The organism is Paraburkholderia elongata (assembly GCF_013177735.1).
GTDB lineage: Bacteria > Pseudomonadota > Gammaproteobacteria > Burkholderiales > Burkholderiaceae > Paraburkholderia > Paraburkholderia elongata.
The window spans coordinates 1-21,056 of record NZ_WOEZ01000061.1 but is presented as its reverse complement, the minus strand read 5'-3'; the positions used below and the strand labels follow the sequence as shown (position 1 = coordinate 21,056).

17 protein-coding genes are annotated in these 21,056 nt (G+C 62.8%); 11 read left to right on the top strand and 6 right to left on the bottom strand.

The window, feature by feature from the left end:
• Positions 1-36: 36 nt before the first annotated feature.
• The 5 genes from GNZ13_RS12825 to GNZ13_RS12805 all read left to right on the top strand — a co-directional run bounded on the left by GNZ13_RS12825 (position 37) and on the right by GNZ13_RS12805 (position 7,116).
• Positions 37-2,271, top strand: a complete 2,235-nt coding sequence (locus tag GNZ13_RS12825) for a polysaccharide biosynthesis tyrosine autokinase (RefSeq protein ID WP_172164472.1) — start codon at positions 37-39, stop codon at positions 2,269-2,271.
• A 100-nt stretch (positions 2,272-2,371) separates the two neighbouring features.
• Positions 2,372-3,490 (top strand): GDP-mannose 4,6-dehydratase, encoded by a 1,119-nt coding sequence (gmd, locus tag GNZ13_RS12820; RefSeq protein ID WP_172164469.1) that lies wholly within the window; start codon positions 2,372-2,374, stop codon positions 3,488-3,490.
• Positions 3,491-3,495: 5 nt separating this feature from the next.
• A complete protein-coding gene (locus GNZ13_RS12815) occupies positions 3,496-4,455 on the top strand; it encodes a GDP-L-fucose synthase family protein (protein ID WP_172164466.1) in 960 nt (319 codons plus the stop codon).
• A gap of 113 nt (positions 4,456-4,568) precedes the next feature.
• Positions 4,569-5,711 carry a glycosyltransferase family 4 protein gene (locus GNZ13_RS12810; RefSeq protein WP_172164463.1) on the top strand — a complete coding sequence of 381 codons (1,143 nt, stop codon included), beginning with the start codon at positions 4,569-4,571 and terminating at the stop codon, positions 5,709-5,711.
• A 55-nt stretch (positions 5,712-5,766) separates the two neighbouring features.
• Entirely contained in the window at positions 5,767-7,116 is a 1,350-nt protein-coding gene (locus GNZ13_RS12805) for a glycosyltransferase WbuB (protein ID WP_172164460.1), read from the top strand.
• A gap of 31 nt (positions 7,117-7,147) precedes the next feature.
• On the opposite strand, the gene GNZ13_RS12800 is transcribed toward GNZ13_RS12805, so the two are convergent.
• Positions 7,148-7,669, bottom strand: coding sequence for a hypothetical protein (locus GNZ13_RS12800; RefSeq protein ID WP_172164457.1), 522 nt, complete (start codon positions 7,667-7,669; stop codon positions 7,148-7,150).
• A gap of 176 nt (positions 7,670-7,845) precedes the next feature.
• Between GNZ13_RS12800 and GNZ13_RS12795 the strand changes: the two genes are divergently transcribed.
• On the top strand, positions 7,846-8,466 hold the full coding sequence (locus tag GNZ13_RS12795) for an LbetaH domain-containing protein (protein WP_172164454.1): 621 nt from the start codon (positions 7,846-7,848) through the stop codon (positions 8,464-8,466).
• Between the two features lie 228 nt (positions 8,467-8,694).
• Positions 8,695-10,437, top strand: coding sequence for an FAD-dependent oxidoreductase (locus tag GNZ13_RS12790; RefSeq protein WP_172164451.1), 1,743 nt, complete (start codon positions 8,695-8,697; stop codon positions 10,435-10,437).
• Between the two features lie 38 nt (positions 10,438-10,475).
• Here GNZ13_RS12790 and GNZ13_RS12785 read toward each other — a convergent pair whose 3' ends face one another.
• Together GNZ13_RS12785 and GNZ13_RS12780 are read right to left on the bottom strand one after the other, a co-directional pair.
• Positions 10,476-11,714, bottom strand: coding sequence for a glycosyltransferase (locus GNZ13_RS12785; protein ID WP_172164448.1), 1,239 nt, complete (start codon positions 11,712-11,714; stop codon positions 10,476-10,478).
• On the bottom strand, positions 11,711-13,204 hold the full coding sequence (locus GNZ13_RS12780; protein ID WP_172164445.1) for an O-antigen ligase family protein: 1,494 nt from the start codon (positions 13,202-13,204) through the stop codon (positions 11,711-11,713). The genes GNZ13_RS12785 and GNZ13_RS12780 overlap by 4 nt, the downstream gene beginning before the upstream one ends.
• Before the next feature lie 282 nt (positions 13,205-13,486).
• Between GNZ13_RS12780 and GNZ13_RS12775 the strand changes: the two genes are divergently transcribed.
• Complete coding sequence (locus tag GNZ13_RS12775; RefSeq protein ID WP_172164442.1) at positions 13,487-14,635, top strand: acyltransferase family protein; 1,149 nt, start codon at positions 13,487-13,489, stop codon at positions 14,633-14,635.
• Between the two features lie 28 nt (positions 14,636-14,663).
• Here GNZ13_RS12775 and GNZ13_RS12770 read toward each other — a convergent pair whose 3' ends face one another.
• A complete protein-coding gene (locus tag GNZ13_RS12770) occupies positions 14,664-15,854 on the bottom strand; it encodes a glycosyltransferase (RefSeq protein ID WP_172164439.1) in 1,191 nt (396 codons plus the stop codon).
• Between the two features lie 350 nt (positions 15,855-16,204).
• Between GNZ13_RS12770 and GNZ13_RS12765 the strand changes: the two genes are divergently transcribed.
• Both GNZ13_RS12765 and GNZ13_RS12760 read left to right on the top strand, forming a co-directional pair.
• Complete coding sequence (locus GNZ13_RS12765) at positions 16,205-17,458, top strand: oligosaccharide flippase family protein (protein ID WP_172164436.1); 1,254 nt, start codon at positions 16,205-16,207, stop codon at positions 17,456-17,458.
• On the top strand, positions 17,458-18,537 hold the full coding sequence (locus tag GNZ13_RS12760) for a glycosyltransferase (RefSeq protein ID WP_172164433.1): 1,080 nt from the start codon (positions 17,458-17,460) through the stop codon (positions 18,535-18,537). The genes GNZ13_RS12765 and GNZ13_RS12760 overlap by 1 nt, the downstream gene beginning before the upstream one ends.
• Before the next feature lie 38 nt (positions 18,538-18,575).
• Here the strand turns inward: GNZ13_RS12760 and GNZ13_RS12755 are convergent, their stop codons facing one another.
• Positions 18,576-19,595 (bottom strand): hypothetical protein, encoded by a 1,020-nt coding sequence (locus GNZ13_RS12755; protein ID WP_172164430.1) that lies wholly within the window; start codon positions 19,593-19,595, stop codon positions 18,576-18,578.
• Positions 19,596-19,675: 80 nt separating this feature from the next.
• Entirely contained in the window at positions 19,676-20,269 is a 594-nt protein-coding gene (locus GNZ13_RS52255) for a hypothetical protein (RefSeq protein WP_236001972.1), read from the bottom strand.
• A 576-nt stretch (positions 20,270-20,845) separates the two neighbouring features.
• On the opposite strand from GNZ13_RS52255, the gene GNZ13_RS12745 reads away from it, so the two are divergent.
• On the top strand, positions 20,846-21,056 hold a 211-nt coding region (locus GNZ13_RS12745), incomplete at its 3' end, for a hypothetical protein (protein WP_172164424.1).

Below are 21,056 nucleotides of genomic sequence, written 5' to 3'. Positions count from 1 at the left end.
TGACCATGAACCGCCGGGCTTTGTTGGGTGAACAAAATGGCAATTAACTTCGAAAACCGCTACACCGACGTGTCCGGATCGGACGAGTTGCACCTGTCGGACTACCTGCGCACGATCGTGAGGGGTTGGCGCACGATCGTGATGGTGACTCTGATTGCGCTCGCGCTGGGGTGCGCGTACGCGTTTCTCGCTCCGCCGACCTATCGCGCGGATGTGCTGTTTCACGTCGAGGACAAAACGGCCAATGCCAACGCGAACGGCAAGGAATCCCTGCCGCCGCTCACGGGCATGTTCGACACCAAGCCCTCGACGGCGGCGGAGATCGAGTTGCTGAAGTCGCGTCTCGTCACCGAGGAAACGGTCAAGCACCTGCACCTCGACATTTCGGCGTCGCCGCGCTATATGCCGTTCATCGGCGGGATGATCGCGGGCCTGGTGAACGGGCAATGGGGCTTCAAGTTGCCGTCGTTCATCAACCTGTCGGGCTACGCATGGGGTAACGAGAGCATTGCCGTGTCGCGCTTTGACACGACGAAGGAGTTCTACGACACGAGCTTCACGCTGATTGCGGGCGAGGGAGGCTCATACGTGCTGCGCGACAAGAACGGTATCGCGATTCTCTCCGGCCATGTCGGCGAGACCGTGCAAACCGATACCGCCGACGGCCCGATCGCGTTGCACGTCGATAAGCTGGTCGGCCCTCCGGGCTCGCGATTCGAACTCCAGCGCGCCTCGACGCTGGGCACCGTGGACCGCTTGCAAAAGGCGCTCGTGGTGGCGGAGACCACGCTGCAGTCCGGCGTGATCCGCACGAGTCTCGAAGGCGGCGACCCCGCGCTGACCGCGGCGATCGTCAACAGCATGGCGCGCGAATTCGTGCGTCAGGATGTGGAGAGCCGGTCGACCGAAGCGGAGCACATGCTGGCCTTCCTCGACCAGCAACTGCCCGGCTTGCGCAAGGAACTCGACGAGGCCGAGCAACGCTATAACAAGTTCCGCAACCAGCACGGCACGGTCGATCTCGGTGAAGAAAGCCGCCTGCTGCTGCAGCAGGTGGTCGACAACAAGACCAAGCTGCTCGATCTGCAGCAGCAACGCGCGGAGATGTCGCAGCGCTTCACGGCGAATCACCCGGCGGTGGCCGCGCTTGATGCACAGATCGCGGCGTTGCAGGGCGCGGCGGCCAGCATGAATCGCAGCGTGGCCGTGATGCCGGATACCGAGCAGACGGCATTGCGTCTGCTGCGCGACGTGCACGTTGACACGGAGCTCTATACCAATCTGTTGAACAGCGCGCAGCAACTTCGGGTGGCGAAAGCCGGCCAGGTGGGCAACGTGCGGGTGGTGGATTTCGCCGAAACGCCTGACGAGCCGGTACGGCCGAAGCGCGTGCTGGCGATCGTGATCTCGCTCGGCGGCGGCTTGCTGATCGGCATCATGCTGACCTTCTTCAAGCGCGCGATGTACGGCGGCGTGGAACGTCCTGACGAACTCGAAGCGGTGCTCGGCGTGCCGGTGTTCGCGATCGTGCCGCGCAGCCAGACTCAGCTGCGTTTGCAGGAAAACGTCATGCTGCGCCGCCGCGGGCTTCATGTGCTCGCGCAGCAGGCGCCGGAAGACATCGCGGTGGAAGGCGTGCGCAATCTGCGGACCTCGTTGCAGTTGTCGCTCGATCACGCCGAGAACAATGTCGTGATGATCACGGGTTCGCGTCCCGACACCGGCAAGTCGTTCCTGTCGGTGAATCTGGCGGCGCTGGTGGCGTCGGCGAACAAGCGGGTGCTGATTATCGACGGCGACATGCGGCGCGGCGACGTCCATTCGCATTTCGGCATCGCCCATCAGCCGGGGCTTTCGGATGTGCTGAGCGGCGGCGATCTCGGGACCATGATCCAGCGCGACGTGCTGCCCGGCCTCGACGTGCTCGCCAAAGGCACGCTGCCCTCGCATCCGTCCGAATTGCTGATGAGCAAGCGCTTCGAAACGATGCTCGAGGAATTGAAATCGCACTACGATATCGTGATCGTCGACACGCCGCCGGTACTCGCCGTGACCGACTCGACGGTGATCGGCAAGTACGCCGCCACGACGCTGCTGGTGGTGCGCCACGGCCGTCATCCGCTGAACGAAATTGCCGAGACGGCCAAGCGGCTGTTCAACGGCGGTGTATCGCTCAAAGGTGTGTTGCTCACCGATGTGCCTCAGGAAGGGGCATTCCTCGGTTCCGGCTATCAAGGCGGTTATTACGGGTACGACAGCATCGCCGGCTGAGGGTTGAGGGTTTATGCAGCGGCGGCCTCCATCACGGGGGCCAGTCACTCGATCGTGCCGTTGCACCAGCATCGCAACGTTCAACGAGGGGGATAGCTTCATGAAACGCAAGGTCGCGCTGATTACCGGCATCACTGGACAGGACGGGTCCTACCTTGCCGAGCTGCTGCTCAGCAAGGATTACGACGTACATGGCATCAAACGCAGGTCATCGCTGTTCAATACAGACCGGATCGATCATCTCTATCGCGACCCGCACGATCCGGATCAGCGGCTTTTTCTGCATCACGCCGACCTGACCGACTCGACCAGCATCCTGCGCGTGATCCAGCGCGTGGAGCCGGACGAGATCTATAACCTCGCGGCGCAGAGCCACGTGGCGGTCTCGTTCGAGGAGCCGGAATACACGGCTAATGCAGACGGCCTTGGCGCCCTACGGATTCTCGAAGCGGTCCGGATTCTTGGGCTTCAGCACAAGACGCGCTTTTATCAGGCTTCCACCTCGGAGCTGTACGGCCTCGTGCAACAGGTGCCGCAGTCCGAGACCACGCCGTTCTATCCGCGCAGCCCGTATGCGGTCGCCAAGCTGTTTGCATACTGGACCACGGTTAATTACCGCGAGGCGTACGGACTCTATGCCTGCAACGGGATTCTGTTCAACCACGAATCGCCGGTGCGCGGCGAGACCTTCGTGACGCGCAAGATCACGCGCGCCGTGGCGCGCATCGCGGTGGGCATGCAGAAGACCTTGTATCTCGGCAATCTGTCGGCGTTGCGCGACTGGGGCCATGCGCGCGACTACGTGGAGATGCAATGGCGCATGCTGCAACAGGAGCAGCCGGAGGACTACGTCATCGCCACCGGCGTGCAGTACAGCGTACGTGAGTTCCTGCAGCATGCCGCCGCTGAGCTGGGTGTCACGGTGCGTTTCGAAGGCACGGGCGTGGATGAAGTTGGCATCGTCGAGAAGGTGGAAGGGCGCGAAATCAAGATGTCGCCCGGCGATGTGATCGTGCGTGTCGATCCGCGCTACTTCCGGCCTGCCGAAGTCGAGACGCTGTTGGGCGATCCGTCGAAAGCCCACGCGCAGCTCGGCTGGCGACCGACGACGTCGTTCGCCTCTCTCGTCAAGGAAATGGTGCGGGCGGACTATCAGATTGCGAGACGTGACGCGCTTGTCACGCTGGCCGGTTTCACGGCGCTGGAACATCACGAGTAACGGCGATGAACAAACAAGCACGCATCTTCGTCGCGGGCCACCGTGGCATGGTCGGCTCCGCGCTGGTCCGGCGGCTCTATGCCGAGGGTTACCACAACGTCGTCACACGTTCGAGGGCGGAGCTCGACCTCACGGATCAGGCTGCCGTGAACGGTTTCTTCGAGCGGGAAAAGATCGACGTGGTGCTGCTCGCGGCTGCGCGGGTGGGCGGCATTCTTGCCAATGCGTCGCGGCCGGGTGAGTTCATCTACGACAACCTGGTGATCGAAACCAACGTGATCCATGCCGCGTATCGCGCGCAGGTGGAGCGGCTGGTGTTTTTCGGTTCGTCGTGCATCTATCCGAAGCAATGTCCGCAGCCGATCCGCGAGGAGTATCTGCTGAGCTCGCCGCTCGAGCCGACCAACGACGCCTACGCTATCGCGAAGATCGCCGGGCTCAAGCTGTGCGAGGCGTACAACCGTGAATACAACACGCAGTATGTCTCGTTGATGCCGACCAATTTGTACGGCCCTAACGACAACTACGACCTGAACAGCAGCCATGTCTTGCCGGCTTTGCTGAGGAAGGCGCACGAAGCAAAGGTGAACGGCTCCGCGACCCTGACGGTGTGGGGCTCGGGCACGCCGCGCCGCGAGTTTCTGCATGTCGACGATCTCGCCGAGGCGACGCTCTTCGTGCTCGAGCACAACGTGACGGAAGGCCTGTTCAACGTCGGGGTGGGTGAGGACCTGTCGATTCGCGAGCTGGCCGAATGCATCTGCAAGGTGGTCGGCTTCGAGGGTGAACTCGTGTTCGACGCGTCCAAACCCGACGGCACGCCGCGCAAGCTGCTCGACGTATCGCGGCTCACGCAAATGGGCTGGCACGCGACCATTGGCCTTGAGGAGGGCATCGCGTCCACGTATCGGGAATTCGTTGAATTGCACGCTGGCTTGACCTCCGTCGCCGCCATGCAGGCATAGGCGCGCACTGGATGGCCGTTGAGCGCGGTTCCGGAATCGAGGGAACGCGTGGGGCGTTTCGCGCGCATAGCGTGCAACGCACACAGGGACGATTTTCGAGGAGTGGCATAAAAATGACAGCGTCAGTCACGATCTTCCACAACGTCGTGTGGTCGCGCCACAAAGGTGTCGTGTTTTCCGCCTTGCATAACATTTCGTCATCCGGAGCGATTCGCTACTCGATGGTGCAGATTGCGGATACCGAGCACGACCGTGTCGGCTTTTCGGATGTCGACTATTCGTACCATCGCTATCCGATGCAGAAGCTGTTCGACGGTTGCTACGAAGATGTGCCGACGCTGAAGATGATCGCGCGGCTCACCTGGGAAGTGCTGCGGACCAAGTCGGATCTGATCGTTCTGCCGGGCTACCACCGTCCCGAATACTGGGCGATGCTGGCGGCGTGCATTGTGACCGGCAAGCGGCGCGCGGTGTTCTGCGATTCGACCGCGCGCGATCGGCCCAAGAAGTTGCTGACGTCGATTCCGAAGCGCCTGTTCTTCGCGCTCTGCGACGGCTATTTCGGTTTCGGCGAACGTAGCCGCGAGTATCTGCTATCACTCGGCGCGAAGGGCGACAAGATATTCGTGCCGTGTCAGGCCGCCGCCATGCCTGGATCGTTTTCGCCCGAGCGCGCGCTGGTCGAGCGGGTCGCCGCGCGTGCCGGCAATCCGCCGGTGTTTCTGTACGTGGGCCGTCTCTCGGAAGAGAAGGGCATCGGCACGCTGATCGAGGCGTTCGCCGGCCTGCGGCGCCGTATTCCAGCGGCGAAGTTGCGCATTGTCGGCACGGGGCCGATGGCGGACGTGCTGCACGCGAAGGTGGCTGACCTCGAATTGGGCGACGCGGTGACCTTCGCCGGCAGTTTGCAGGACGAGCCGCTCACCCGTGAATACTACGGCGCGACCTGCATGGTGCTGCCGAGCTACAGCGAGCCGTGGGGACTCGTTGTCAACGAGGCGCTCGCGCATGGCTGCCCGGCGGTGGTCAGCGAGAGTTGCGGCTGTGTGCCGGAACTGGTGATCGACGGCGTAAGCGGCTATGCATTCACGGCGGGCGACGTCGCCGGACTGCAGCGCACGATGCTCAAGGCGATGGAAGCTTTCGCCGACGCCGGCGGCACGGCGCGCCGTTGCATGGATGTGATTCGCCGTTTCGATCCGCCTTCTGCCGCCGCCAATATCGCTCGTGGCTGCGCACTGATGCTGAGCGACTGACGCGCCGTTCGGCGCCGTCGCACATGCGAAGCCCTAATACGTTCTGGCAGTCACAATGAAGATTCTGATCTACGGCCTCAACTACGCGCCTGAACTGACGGGAGTGGGCAAGTACACGGCGGAAATGGCGGTGCTTCTGGCCAGCCGTGGCCACGAGGTTCGCGTGGTGTGCGCGCCGCCTTATTACCCGGAGTGGCACGTTGCTGCTGGCTATGTGTCCTGGCGGTATCAGCACGAGATGCGCGACGGCGTGACGATCTGGCGCGCGCCGCTGTGGGTGCCGGCGCGTCCCAGCGGCCTGAAGCGGATGCTGCATCTGGCAAGCTTCGCGGCGAGTTCGTTGCCGCTGCTCGCACGGCAGGCGCTGTGGCGCCCCGATACGGTGATGCTGATCGCGCCGACCCTGATGTGCGCGCCGGCTACGCTGGCGCTCGCGCGTCTCACGAACGCAAATGCGTGGGCGCATATTCAGGACTTCGAGGTCGATGCAGCGTTCGATCTGGGTCTTCTGAAAAGCTCGCGCGCAGCCCGCGTGGCACGCTGGATCGAAAGCACGCTGCTGCGGCGCTTCGATACCGTGTCGTCGATTACGCCGCAGATGAGTTCGCGCGTCGTGCTCAAGGGTGTCGAGCCTTCGCGAGTTGTGTGCCTGCCCAATTGGGTCGATGTGTCGACCATCTTTCCGCTTGCGCGCGCGAGCGACTACCGGCGTCTGCTGGGCATTCCGGTTGACCAGAAGGTGGTGCTGTACTCGGGCAACATGGGCGCGAAGCAGGGTATCGAAACGCTCGCCGATGCGGCGGCATCGCTTGCGGCGCGTGCCGATGTCACCTTCGTGTTCTGCGGCAGCGGTGCTGCGAAAGAGGGTTTGCTCGAGCGCTGCGCCAAATTGACAAACTGCGTTTTCATTCCGCTGCAACCGACCGAGCGCCTGAATGAACTGCTCAACCTCGCCGACATTCACGTGTTGCCGCAACGCGGCGATGCTGCTGATCTGGTGATGCCTTCAAAGCTCACCGGCATGTTCGCAAGCGGGCGCGCGGTGGTGGCCATGGCGCGGCGTGGCACGGGTCTCTACGACGCGGTGTCGCCGCGCGGCGTGGTCGTGCCGCCGGACAACGTCAAGGCTTTGGCGGCGGCAATCACGGTATTGGCGAGCGATCCTGAGCGCCGCGCGGCGCTCGGCAAGGCCGCACGCCATTTTGCGGAGCGCGCGCTATCGCCGGAGTCGACGATCGGCACCTTCGAAGAGCGGCTCGCAATGCTGGTTCGCAAGACGCTGGTTGGCAAGTCACGTGGCAAGCGCGCGAAAGTGGATGCACCGTATTTCGGTGGCCCGAGATCCTCATCCGCTGCGGCCCGGCGGCACAAGCCGGCTACAACGGAGGAAGCCGCGCCGGATTGATCCGGCACGCGGCCACCTCATGAATGCGATATCACCACGGGGACTTGTAGACGGCGTGCTTGCCCGGATCGTACGGATCGGCGTAAGTGGTTTTCGCGGCGCCTTCGGGCATCAGGCGGTCGGCCGCATTCGGACCGCCTGGCTGGCCGGCCACACGCACCTTGCCGTTGGCGGCGGCCGGCGCCTTGTTGCGCTGGCCTTTGCCCACCGCCGGCTGGCCGCCTTGCCCGCCCAACACCGTCATGCGTTGTTCGTCGAGCAGCGCGGCCTGCTGGGCGTCGACGGTATTGCCTTGTTGCCCGTCTGGCGAGCCGTATTCGCGCGGGGCGCCGAGCAATTGTGCTTCGCTGTTGCGATGCGCAGCGCCCGGGTTGACACGCGGTGCTGGGGTGGGCGTGCCGTAGCTCGTCGCAGCCGTAGCGGCAAGGGCTGGCGCAGCGGGCGCGGGTGCCGCGTTCTGCGCGAGCGCCGGTGCGGCATAGGTGGCGATGGTGATGGTGATGGCAATCGCGAGAAGCAGGGAGGGAGTTGTGTGCCGAAGCGAGACGGTCATCGTGGGCCCCAGGGAGATGCAGTCGCAATAAAGCAATCGTGCGCCAACTGGTCCGCGTGTAGCCGCCAAAACGCTTGCCCGGACGGCCATGAAGCCGGGTTCAGTAAGGAGTCGCAACATAATGTAGACGTGATGCACGGGTATGTTGATTCGCGTTCGTGGTCCGGAGAAAACTGATGGGTAACGTTGCCGACGATCCGCAGATCGGGCGTGTGCCGGAAGCCGAAGGCGCGCGCGAGGACGGCCGCGTCATCGATCTGAGTCTGGCTGGAAAGGGAAACTATCGCGCAAAGCGCGGCGCCCTGATCGAGTTCATCTGGTTTGTCGTTGAAGCCTGCGTGATCAACAACAAGCTGCTACCTCTCTCATCGGTCCGGGTTGCGCTGTTACGCCTGTTCGGCGCGAAGATCGGCACAGGTTGCCGCTTCGTGCATCCATTGCGTGTGAAGTCGCCGTGGAATCTGGAGGTGGGCAACAACTGCTGGTTCGGCATCGACGTCTGGATCTACAACCAGGCGCTGATCCGCATCGGATCGAATGTGTGTATTTCTCAGGGTACGTTTCTGAGCGCCGGCTCTCACGACATGAGCACCACGATGGATCTGCGCGTGGCGCCGATCGTCATCGAGGACGGCGTCTGGATCACGTCGAAATGTGTTGTGCAGATGGGCGTGACGATCGGGCGGTCGGCCGTGGTGACGCCGTTGTCCGTCGTGCATCGCTCGCTCGATCCAGAGGGCGTGTATGGCGGCAATCCATGCCGTTTTATCCGGAATCGTTTCGATTCCGTGATCTGAAGTACAGACAGAGAACCGCAGCGTTTATACGCTGAGGAGGCCAGGTCGTTGACAAGCCGGAATGGCGGCGGCCGCAATGGGATTGTCGATCGATGCCTTTGATCGACGCCGCGGCAATGCCGATGATGTGTTTGGCAACGACGTGTGCGTGGTTTGCTTGCCAGCCCCGGTTGGATGAGTAGCCGGATTGACGCACTCAGATATGCATGAAGAAGATGGGGAGTAGGGATGTTTATCGATACTCGCACTGTTCAACACAACGCGGTTATTGAAACGGCGGTCTGCATCATCGGCGGAGGTGTCGCCGGCATTACGCTTGCGTTGGAAATGTCGAAGGCGGGGATCGAAACCTGCATGCTCGAAAGCGGGGGCTTCGGGCCTGATGACGAAACTCGCGACCTTTATCGCGGTGAGAACGTTGGGCTTCCCTATTCTTTTGCGGACGGCTCGCGCAGCCGTTACTTCGGCGGCAGCAGCAACTGCTGGGGTGGCTGGTGCCGCCCGCTCGATCCGTGGGACTTCGAGAAGCGCGACTGGATTCCGCATAGCGGCTGGCCGTTCGGATTCGAAGAACTGGCGCCGTACTACGCGCGGACACATGAACTGCTGAAGCTCGGCCCGCAGAATTTCGACCCTGCCTACTGGGAGCACGAGATCGGACGCCATGACGTCCGCCGCATACCGCTCGCGACCGGCGATATGCGCGATACCGTCGCGCAGTTCAGCCCTCCTGTGCGTTTCGGCAAGGCCTATCGCGACGAGCTGTCGCGTTCGTCGCGGGTGCGCGTGTTTCTGTATGCGAACGTCCAGAACATCGACGCCGACGCTCAGGGCAGGTCCATTTCGCGGCTTCAGGTGGCGACCATCAGTGGGCGCAAGATGACGGTGACCGCCAGGATTTTCGTGCTGGCCACGGGCGGCATCGAGAACGCGCGGCTCCTGCTCGCCTCGAACAACGTGCAGGCGGCGGGCCTCGGCAATGCCAACGATCTGGTGGGCCGCTACTTCATGGATCATCCGCGGATGATGTGCGGGAAAGTGCGTTTTCGTCCGGGTAACGCTCGCAACAAACTGTATGACATCAAGTATCACTACCAGAATGCCGCAGTGTCGGCGCACGGCACGAAGATCTCCTCACAGTTCGCGCCGAAGCAGGAGCTGATGGAGCGCGAGAAGCTTCTGAATTCGCGCGTGTGGCTCTATTCGCGATGGTACGGTGAAGGCACTGCGGGGTCCGAGGCGCTGATCCACTGCAAGGAAGCGCTGCTGCAGAAGGACCAGCCAGGCCGCAGTCTGAAAACTGATATCGCCACAATGATCGCGCACCCGCTGCACACCGTGGGCTATGGATTGACTCGGCTCCTGCAATGGCCGTTGCTGATTACCGACGTGACTTTGCAGGCAATTGTCGAAGCCGTGCCCGATCCCGATAGCCGGGTCACGTTGTCGGCGGAAAAGCGGGACCGGTTCGGCATGCCACGCGTGAAGGTGGCGTGGCGTCTGGGCGAACAGGTACAGCGCACCTTCGACAAAACGTTCGCGCTGCTCGCGCAGGAGTTGCAGATGGCCGGTATCGCGGACGTCGAACTCGACGCGCCGCTCGAAGGCCGGCCCTGGCCAGCGAAGCTGGAAGGCACGTGGCACCACATGGGCACCACGCGCATGCACGATTCACCACGTGAAGGCGTGGTCGATCGTGATTGCAAGGTGCATGGGATGAGCAATCTCTACGTGACGGGCAGCTCAGTGTTTCCGACCGTCGGCGCCAACTTTCCGACCATCACGATCGCTGCGCTTGCGCTACGTCTCGCGGGTCATCTGGTGCGGCGACTCGGTGTCCCGGATATCGTCGGCAATACGCGGGGCGACGCCGCGAACGGTCCCATGGTGTCGAATCAGACGCAGCATCCTCAAGTCGAAACCCTGCCGATCGCAGCCTCGACCTTGACGCCGCTGATGAAGGAGCCGTGAAGAACAAGGGGTGACGGTGCGCGCCAGGCGGCGCGCTTTCACCGGCTCGGTTGAGTGCTTGGCTGGGTGCTCGGTTGAGTGGCCCCGCGCAGCGTGGTGAGCGTGTTGTCACGCGTTTCGCCGGTGCTGCCCTTCGCTTCCAGCAGCGCGGTCAACGCGCTAACCATGGTTTCGACCCGGAAGCGTGCTTCGAAAGTGCGGGCCGCCTGAGCGCGCATGGCGGCGCGAGCGGTGTCGTCGAGTTCGAGCCAGCGCACGAGATTCTTTTCCGTACCGTCGATCGTGTCGGCGGCCACCATCCCCGCGCCGTCCGCTTCGATCTCGCGCCACACGTTGACCTTGTCGGAGATCAGGGCCGGCAGTCCGCAGCCGAGTGCCTCAGCAACCGCCACGCCGAAGTTCTCCTGATGCGAGGGCAGAACGAACACGTCGCTTGCATGAAACGCACCCCACTTGAGATCGCCCTGCAGCATGCCCGGCAGACTGATGCGGTGGGCGATGCCGGCCGCCTGAGTCTGGGCGCGCAGACTGGCCACCCAGCCGGTCTCGTCGGGACCCGCGATCATGAGATGCAGCGACTGATCGCGGCTGGCGACGCGCGCGAACGCGTCGATCAGCAGATCGCAGCCTTTTTTCGCATGCACGCGGCCGAGAAACAGCACGATGCGTTTGCCGCGTAAGCCGGGCACCGCGTTCAGGAACGCTTCGCGCAAGGGCGCGGCTTCGTGTGGCGGCACGGTCGTGCCGTACGGCACGATCCGCTCATGCGCCCGGTATAGCCAGAACGATTGACGGGCGCGTGTGCACTCTTCTTCGGTCGTAAAGATGACGGCGCGTGCGTCGCGCAGCACCCGGTATTCGGCCCACGGCCAGTACAGCCACTTCTTCAGATGCTTGAGCGGATAAGCCTGCTTGAACCAGGGGTCGAGCATGCCGTGCACGTACACGTAGTAGGGCACGTCGCTTTTGCGCAGCGCTTTCCATGCCGCAAAGCCGTGGTACTGCCACAAGCCGTGCACGATGACCGCGTCGAACCGGTTCGCGTTGGCGGCGAGCCATGGCGCGAGTTGCGCGCTGTAGCTGTAGCGGCTGTTGACGGGGCCGAACGCGTGGACCGGAAACGGAAAGGCCGTGAGGTAGGCGTCGGCGGGGGCATCGCAGGTGGCCACTTCGATTTCGTGCCCGGCGTCCTGCATCGCCACACCACTGCGGCGCACGCCTTCAACCGGGCCGCCGGCGCGCGGGTCGATGCTGGAAAGCAGATGGAGAATTTTCATCTGGCGAATTTCGGTCGATTGGCGTTTCGCGACGACGTGGTGCGCGACGCGAGGGCGCTGAACTGGCTGGAGCCAGGCGCGCCGGTTGCCGCGCGTGACATGCCGAGGGTCGTCGCGAGATCGGCGCGGCCCATGCCGGGCTGGATTCTGCCCGGCAATTCAGGCATGGCGGCCGGGCGCAAACGCGGTGGAGTGGGCGCGCGCTTCAACCGCGCCGGCAGCGCACGCTGCAATCGTGCGTGCGTTGCGATCATCAGGCCGAGGGCTACGCCGAATACCAGCCCCGAGAAACGCGGCCCGAGCGGATTGCCGCCGATCGACGTGGCCGGCAGCGCGGCAAATAGCATGATGGCGCGTCCCAGTACCGGAAGCATGGGCGCGTCGGGAACCATTGAGCGCCAGTAGCGATATGAGAGGAAGCAGATCGCCAGTGCGGCCAGGGTCGCCAAAGGCATGGCGATACCGAACAGCAGTCCGCCCGCGAAGAGTTGATAGACCCAAAAATTGTGACCCGCAGCCCATTCGTTGATCGCGTAGAAGTCTTTCTCGCTGATCTGGTCGGCGAGGTCCGGCAGGTAGGCGGGGGAGTAGCGATAGTAGTGGCCGTAGCCTGCGCCGAACAACAGCGTTTCCGGCGACGCCGTTACCTGATCATACTGATCGCGCATCTCGGCGAGGCGGGTGATGGTGGTCGGATCCTTGCCGGTGACGGTTTCCTCCGACGCGAATATGCGCTGGGTCCAGTGCTCGGCGACGGTTGGAAAGCTCAGCGCCGCGATGCCGGCCACGCCGGCCAGCACGGCGCCGACGATCAAGGTACGGGCGGTCGCGCGCCAGACATGCTGGATCGTCGGCGCGGACAGTGCCATGGCGAACAGGAAGAGCAGCACGGTGCCGAGCAGCATGCTGCGGGTGACGCTCAGCAACTCGACGAGCACGCTGCCCGCGAACATGGCGACAGTAAAAAAGGAAAAGCGTTTGGCGACGACGAATTCGTGCAACAGCACGGCTTGCAGTCCCAAAAATGTCACGGAGAGGATACGAAAGCGCACGTCCTCGAGGTCGCCGCCTGTCGCTACGCCGAAGACGAAGGTGAACACGAGACTGATCGCGTTGGCGACGAACAGGGCTTTCTCGAACTGCGAGATTCTGTATTCGCTCCACGGACGGCAGGCCACGAGGTAGCCCAGCAAAAACAGCACGAACGGCAGCAGAACACGTAGATAGTTGCCGGTGTCGTTATCCTGAACGAACTGCGCGACGATGCTGCCGAGCACGCACAGCAGCATGCTAAAGGTGACCGCCGAGCGCAGCTGCGAGCGGCCGTGAAAGCGCGGCGCGATCAGCACGAGGGCGAGCCCCGCGGCGATTACCGGGATCACCAATCCGGACTGCGCAAAGTGGCCTACGTTGGCGTTAGTCGCCTTGTAGTCGAATGCAAGCGGTAACAGAAAAAGCCAGATCCAGAGCCTCGCATACTGATGGCGCATTGCTGAGTCCTCCCCGTGCTGTCGATCCGCCGTTGGTCTATAGCGGACGGTCTCGCATCGGGTCATTGTGGGGGAAACTCCCCACTTGCTGATTCAGCCGACCCTATTTCGTCGCCGTTGGCCTGGGTTCTGGCGACGGTGGCAAGGGCGGTCCCTGCAAGACGCGCGCACACCTGGTTATGTTGTCGGCCAATGCCTTGATGTTGGCGCGCACGCACGCTTGCCGCCACCGAAGATGCAAAAAGGGACATGCGCCCGGGAATGGTGACAGGGGAGAACAACATGAAATTTTTCGGCGGGGCGAGATCCGTAACAGCCGGCCGGGCCGTCGAGCTGGATTTCGTGCGCGGCATCGCCATTATCATGGTGATGGGCTTTCACTTTCATGCCGTTCATACCGGCAACTTCCTGCTCCAGATCATCGAATATCCCCTGAAGAATTTCGGGCGCGAAGGCGTCAATCTGTTCTTTACGCTGAGCGGTTTTCTGGTTGGCGGCCTGTTGCTTCGACAGTACGCCGAAACAGGTAACGTCGACGCAAAGCGCTTTATCATCAGGCGGATTTTCCGCATCTGGCCCGCGTATTACGTGCTGATCGCTTTTCATGTGCTGGCCGGGCGCCATCCGTGGAATACGTTCCTGATTCAGAACCTGACCCACCTGCAGAATTATCTGGGCACCTCGATTACCCAGACCTGGAGCCTCGCGGTCGAAGAACACTTTTATCTGTTTCTGCCGGCGCTGCTGTTGCTGTTCGCGCGCTGGCGCCTCGGCGCATGGACGATTGTCGGCGTGCTCACCGGAATCTGCGCGGTGGCGTTCACCGCGCGCTGCTTCGCGGTGGCGGACGGCAACCTGGAAGGGGCATTCGCGTACACGCAATACCGCATCGACAGTTTGTTGGTCGGCGTGATTCTGTCCGCGATCTACTGGATGAAACCGGGCGTCTATCATCAGATCGCGAAGCGCAAATGGCTGCTGATCGCCAGCATCGTGCTGCTGTGCGCGTGGCTCGCCTTTGCGACGCCACACCTCGCGCTTGACGAAAGCATTGGTTACACGATTCAGGCACTCGGTTTCGCCGCGCTGATCGTGTTCGTGCTGGAGTATTCCGGATCGCTGCGTTCGTCGTGGGTGTATCGCGGGATTGCCTGGATCGGCCTCTATTCGTACGGCATCTACCTGTGGCATTCGCTTGCGCTCGCCCCAGGCGACATGCTGATTCGTAAAATGACCGCCATAGGTCTTGCGCCGAGCGTGATCTGGATTGTGGCGCTCGCCGCGCAGTTCGCGTTCGCGATTGCGATCGGTTACGTAACCACGCGCGCGATCGAGTACCCGTTCCTGCTGATGCGCAACGCGCTGTTCCCAGCAAAGCGCAACAGTTCGATACGCGAGGAAGTGCCTGTTGCAGGTGGCCAGTTGTCCTGACCTTCTCCGACCTTCGGATATTGCCGGATCAGGCCATCTGCTGAAGCAAGGTCTGCTTGAATTGTCCGAGCGTGTGCCGTGACAGCAGATCTTCGCCTGCCGGCGGCACGGCTTGCGGCGCGTGCGGCCAGGAGGTCATCGTCTCGGTGATCGCACGACCGATCGAGGCGGAACTCAGATCGCTCAGAATCGGCCCCAATTCGCAGCGCCGGCTGAACCAGCCGATCAAACCGTCTTCTGTTGCAATCACGGGCTTGCCGAATCGGTACGCCTGCACGAGCACGCCGCTCATTCCATAGTGGCCCTTGTAGCCTAGCCAGACTGCGTCGCAGGCGGAGAACAGATCGCGCTCGACGTCGTTCGCAATGAACGAGTCGAGCACCACCGGCGCGGGCGTGAGGCTGCGCACATGATTGCGCATGAAATGCCGCGTGCCCGCGTCCTGCTCACCAGCGACGATCAGCGTGGGCGCATGCTCCAGACGGGTCAACGCATGGACCAGTTCGTAGATCCCTTTGCGTTCGGAGATCGCGCCGTACACCAGCAGATAACGCTGCGTGGGGTCCAGTCCCAGCCGTTCGCGCGCCAGCACCGGGTTTTCCGCATGCTCGTCGGGAAACGGGTCCGCTACGTAGGCGACGGCCGCGCTGGTCTTCGAGGCGTTGCGCGCCGACCACTCCGGCAGCGTCGGGTCGATCGTCAGCAGCGTGCGCAAGCCGGGGCACTGGATCGCGCGCTTGAAAAGCAGTGCCTTGACCGCATTCACGATCGGTCGATCAGGCGACTTGATGCCGACCTTGTGATGATGGAAGGTCGAACGCATCGTGATGCCGATCCACGGTGTCTTGCGAAAAGGCGTGCCGAGAAACGGCAACCCATACAAGAAGTAATCGACATAGGGAACGACTACCAGCCTGATCGGTTGCGCGTGGCTGACGATTCTATGCACACGTTTGAAATAGCGGTGAAAGCGCGAGTACTGGTTCGACTGGCGCAGCAGCCCGCGTGGCCGTTTCTCGGGGTCGACGAATGCGATCTGCAGATCCGCACGGTTCGCGGCGACGATCTGTCTGGCAAGCCGATGGTCTTCGTTGGCGGATTCCGTCGCGAGGATGCAGGGATAGCCGGCTTCCGTGCAGGCCTGCATGGTCCATTCGACATAGCGCCAGCGATGGCCTGTGAGGTTGGGTTCCACAATCAGGACGTAATCTTGTTCCATCGATTCAGTGGTTTTCAGTGGTCGAACGCGTGGTGGAAAAACACCTTCAGGCCGGCTATCCGGGGGCGCTAACTGATCAACGTTAGCATCGGCGGCGGGAGCGGACCCGTTTATTTGACCCGTTCTGTGGGTAAACGTACCCGAACGCAATGGGTTCGGCTGAACTGGACTAGCTGATGGCGGTTGTTGCCGATTCTCTCGCGGTAAGGTCGTATATAGGATTCGATGAAAAAGCTCGCCAGCTTGCTGGTGCGACCTAACTATTTATGCGCCGGCGGCGTTTCGCAGCGATGCATTGAATCGCTGTATGTGGCCGATTCAACGGCGTTCCGATTCGACGGAGATACAGCTTGCGGGCGATCAGGCTTCCGGCGCTCTCGATAGCGGCCAGCTTCGGCGCGAGCGCGGCGACGTGGGTGCTGTTGCAGCAGTTCGCCGTGCGTGGACTCGTAGCAATCAAGTTTCTGGCGATTGGCCGGCTGCTCGGGCCGGCGGCGATCGGCAGCGTGAGCGTGGCCTTGCTCGCGGTGGCGATTGCCGAAGCGCTCTCGGACACGGGTCTCGCGCAAGCGGTCATTCAAGGCGAACATCCGCCGACGCGTTCGCAACTCGGCGCGGTGTGGACGACGCTGACAGCGCGCGGCGTGCTCATCTCACTGCTGCTGGTCGCGCTCGCGCCATTGCTGAGCAGCCAGTTTCATCTGAACGGTTCACTGGTGCTGATTCAGCTTGCCGCGCTGCTGCCGCTGTTGCGCGGCCTGGCATCGCCCACGTATTACCTCGTGCAGCGCGAGCGGCGCTTCCAGCATATTGCCGGCGTTGAGATTGCGGCAGCCTTTGTCGATTGTTCGGTCGGGCTCGCGCTCGCATATTTCGGTACCGGCGCGGTTTCGGTGCTGATCGGCCTCGTGGCTGGCGAAAGCCTGAAAAGCATCCTGACCTGGTCGACGATGAACCCGCGCCCGCCGGTCCGTGCCGTTTGGTCGGGCATCGGTCAGTACGTGGGTTTCAGCCGCTGGATCTGGGCCAGCAGTGTGGTCAATCTGCTGCTCAACCAGTTCGACAAGGTCGTGGTCGGCAAACTGCTCGGCCCGGCGCAACTCGGCGGCTATCAGATGTCGTCGCGGCTCGCGCAGATGCTGCTCGCCGACGCCGCGATCGCCATGTCGCAATACCTTTTCCCCACCTTTGCCGCGCATCATCGTCGGAGTGCGCAATCGGCATCGCGGCTCATCAAGATCTATCTCCTCGTGATCGCGATCGGGCTGGCGGTTCTCGTCGAGGTGCTGAGGCTGATCGCCGAGCCGCTCTTCTCGCTGATTCTCGGCGCGGCCTGGTTGCCTGCGGTGCCGCTGTTCAGAATTCTGGTGATCAACATGGCGATCGGCGCGTTGATCGCCGTGCTGGTTGCCTATCTGCGCGCGGTGGGTGACGCGAAGGCGACCGTGCATGCGTCGCTGATCCAGGTCGTCGTGCTGCTGGTCAGTGTGCCGCCGGCGGTTCATTGGTGGGGCGTGACGGGCATTGCGTGGTCCATGACACTGGGCCTTGGCTGCGCCGCGGCGTGGATGCTGTTCAGGACACTGACTGCAAGGACTGCGTGATGCGCGTTCTACATCTGGTTCTGGCGCCGCGATTGTCGGGCGCCGAAGTCCTCGCGAAGGATCTCGCGATCGATCAGAGCGCCGAGGGCATGGCGGTCTGTGTGGCCTCGCTGTTGCCCGCGCATGTCGAATTCATGCCCTTGCAGGACGACTTGCAGAAGCACGGGGTGCAGTGCTGGTTTCCGCTGCGGCGCAACCGCATCGCCGGCAAACTGTGGACTCTGTTTTTCGCGGTGCAGCGTTTCCGCCCGGACGTGATTTTCGCGCACGCCACGATTCCGTCGTTTTATGCGCGCGCGTTGCCGCTGCGCGTGCCGGTCGTCTATGTCATGCATTCGGCGACCAACGACTTCGAGCGGCCGCTGTTCCGGCGCGTCGAGCACATCCTGTCGGGACGTGCCCGCGTCGTAATCGGCGTATCCGAGCAAGGCGTGACCGACTACATGCAGGCCATCGGGCCGCATCCTTCGATGATCGTGGTGCCCAACGGCGTCGACCTCGGGCGTTTTGCGTTCACCGATGGTGCCGGGCATAACGGCCGGGCGCCTCAGATTGTGCAGATCGGGCGGTATGCATCGGTAAAAAATCAGCTTCTGACGGTGCGCGCTTTCGGCCAGGTGCTCGAGCGGGTGACAGACGCGCGCCTCTTGCTGTACGGCGTGGTCGAAGATCCGGATTATCAGCGCACGGTGATCCGCCTTGTGCGGGAGTCGGGGCTAGCGGACTGTGTCGTGGTGGCCGGGCCGCGCACCGACGTGGCGAGCGTGCTGTCGGAGTCGAATGTGTTCGTCATGCCCTCGCGCTCCGAGGCACATAGCGTGGCGTTTCTCGAAGCGCTGGCCTCCGGTATCCCGATCGTCGCGAGCAAGATTCCGTCGTTTGCGTTTGCGAGCGGATTTCCCGGCGTGCAGTTGGTCGATACGGACGATGTGCCGTGCTATGCGGACGCCGTTGTCGCGGCGCTAGGGCAGGCGCGGGCGCAACGCTCGCTTGCCGGCCTGACGCTCAGGGATACGGCGGCCCGTTATCGGGCGATCGCGCATCAGGTCAGTCGTCATCCGGCCGTGCCGGCCCGCTAATTCGCCTTGGCCGTGCAGGTTGCACCGCGGCACCTCATTCAGTGATGGGTGGGGGCGGGGCTGTGTTCGTCGGGCGTCGTCTCGGGTGCGGGTGCCGGTGGCGGCCACGCGCTCGACAGTTCGGACTCGCGCATCGCAAGCGAGACGAGGTTCAGTGCTTCCTTGCTGCTCGAATCGACCAGCAGCGCGTTGGCAGCGTTGTGCCAGGCGCATCCCCAGCGCGCGATATAGCCGCAGCCTCGGGCTAAGCTCAGCAGTGCGTCGCGCTGCTGCTCGCGCTCGGCGAGCGTCGTGCGCATGCTCAGCGCGTCGCGGTTATCCGGCTGCGCGGCGATGGCTGCCGCGAGCCGCGCCTTTGTCGCCGACAGATTGTTCCGTTGCAGATTGGCGTGGGCGGCTCTGAGCTGCTTCGAGACATCCACGCGAGGTTTGTCCGGCGGGCTGCCGGGGTTGTGTTTCGGGCCGGACGACGCGACCACCACACGGCGCGAAGCCGGTAGTGCTTCAGCCGGCGGCGGGATAGGCGGCGAGCGCACGGGCGCGGTGCGAGGAGCGAGCGCGGCAGGCGCAGACCGCTGTGCGGCGAAAACCGGCGCGGACCGCTGGGCGAGGGCAATGGCAGCGGGCGGCTTGCCGTTCTGGGTCGTCACTTTGCCGGATACCGCGATAGGGGGGCTGATTTCTTCGTCGTTAGTGTGGATGAAGCCCAGGTACACAGCGGATGTCACCATCACCAATGACATGCCCATCACGAGCGGCCGGCGCAGTTTCTGGGTGACGGGTGCGGCGAGTTGCGGCTCATCGGCGACATAGCGCGGATCGATGAGGGCTCGCGAGGATGGCCTCCAGATCTTGCGCACCGGCAACTGCGGCTTAAACATCGCCTCGCTGTCAGCCAGCGGGATCTTCAGGGGCGGCGGAGGCGCGGAGCGCGCGCCCAGTGAACCGAGCGGGCGGGCATTGCATGAAGGACAGGGCGTAAAGCGACCGGCTAACGGCGCACCGCAATGCCCGCATTGGAGGGGATCGTGCTCATCGGGTGTAATGTCGCTCAACATTGCCATGTCGAAAACGGGCGTCAAATGCCGGCGCCAAAATCAAAAAATGCAAGGCACGGCGACGAGGCTTGCAACCGGGGTTACTGTGTGACGACGTAACCTCGCGCTTGCATGCACGCGCCATACGCGGCCCAATAGCGGGTCATTGGCGGCTCAGGCGCCGGCAGAGGGGGCAGCTTTACGTTGGACGCTGCTGTCGTCTGCGACGCGCCGATTGCCGCTGTCTCGGAAGCAGCGTTATTCGCGATGGCCGCCGAACCTGCTGATGCGGATGCCGCTGTCGTTGCTGCTGTCGTCGCGGGTGCGCTCGCGGCCTTCATCGCCGCTGGGTTGTTTGCCGTGGTCACAGCGGGCGCGCTTGCGGCTGGCGCAGACGCGGCAGCAGGCATGCTCGCGCCAAACGGGCTTGCCGAAAAGGTGCTGGGAGGCAGAGGCGGCCGCGACGGTGCGCCGGTCGACGAAGTCTTGCTTGCCGGAGGTTGGCGCGGCGGGATCTGCGGTTCGCGGGCGATATTGACCTTGGTCTCTTTGTTCGCCGTTGCGAAGCACATCGCAGTGTCGATGCTGCGCTGATAAGCGCCTTGACTTCTGATTGGATAGGTGAGCGGCTGCCATGCGAAGGCAGCATTGCTAAACACCCATACCGTCAACGCTATATGTGTTTTGAATTCCATCGCAGTCGCTCCCGCAGCGATGTTTCGCCGTTCGTAGGCAATGGCGCTTCGCGGTATGTTCTGGTGGTTGCCGATTTTGCCGCTTTTAACGGCGGCTCACTCTCGCGAAGGCTTCTTTCTTGAGCGTAACACCGTACGGTCTCGAAGCAACGCATCGCATAGCGCGCGAAAACGCCATCCTGCAGTCGAATCACGACATATTTGCCTAAAGAGGTGGACATGTTGCCAGCGCGTAGGGGCAATCCCTGGCGCGTTTGTCCGCCGAACGATGCCGGTGTTGCGCAACCGTCAGCAGCATGCCGGCGAGGCGCAGGCCGCGCAAACGGGCAAGCAAAACCACCTTCCATCACGAACAAGATCGACTTGACGTTCCGATACAGAAATTCAATCTCGCGCAAACCTTTGCGAGCGTCCGGCCCGGGATGACGAGGCTACGGTACCGCTCAATAGTGCCGTAATCCTGAATACATAGACACATCGAGCGGCGTCGAAGCGTTCGTGATTGCGCCGAAAAGGGCTGCATCGTTCTATGTACCTTCGCCTTTTCGAACGGGGAAACTCACGAATCGGAAAAATATGTCAGCAAAGGCCAGGCTCACGACGGCTTTCGGGGTGCTTGCCGCGCTGACCCTCGAGCGAAGCTTCGAGGATCTGGTGCCCTACCTTCTCTATCTGCTTGGCATCGGCGAGCGCGGAGCGGCGCTCGCGGAAATGGATCCGCAGATCCGGCGTGATCGGACCATTGACGCGATCATCCAGCTTCTAACGCGGGAGAGCCGCGACCAGC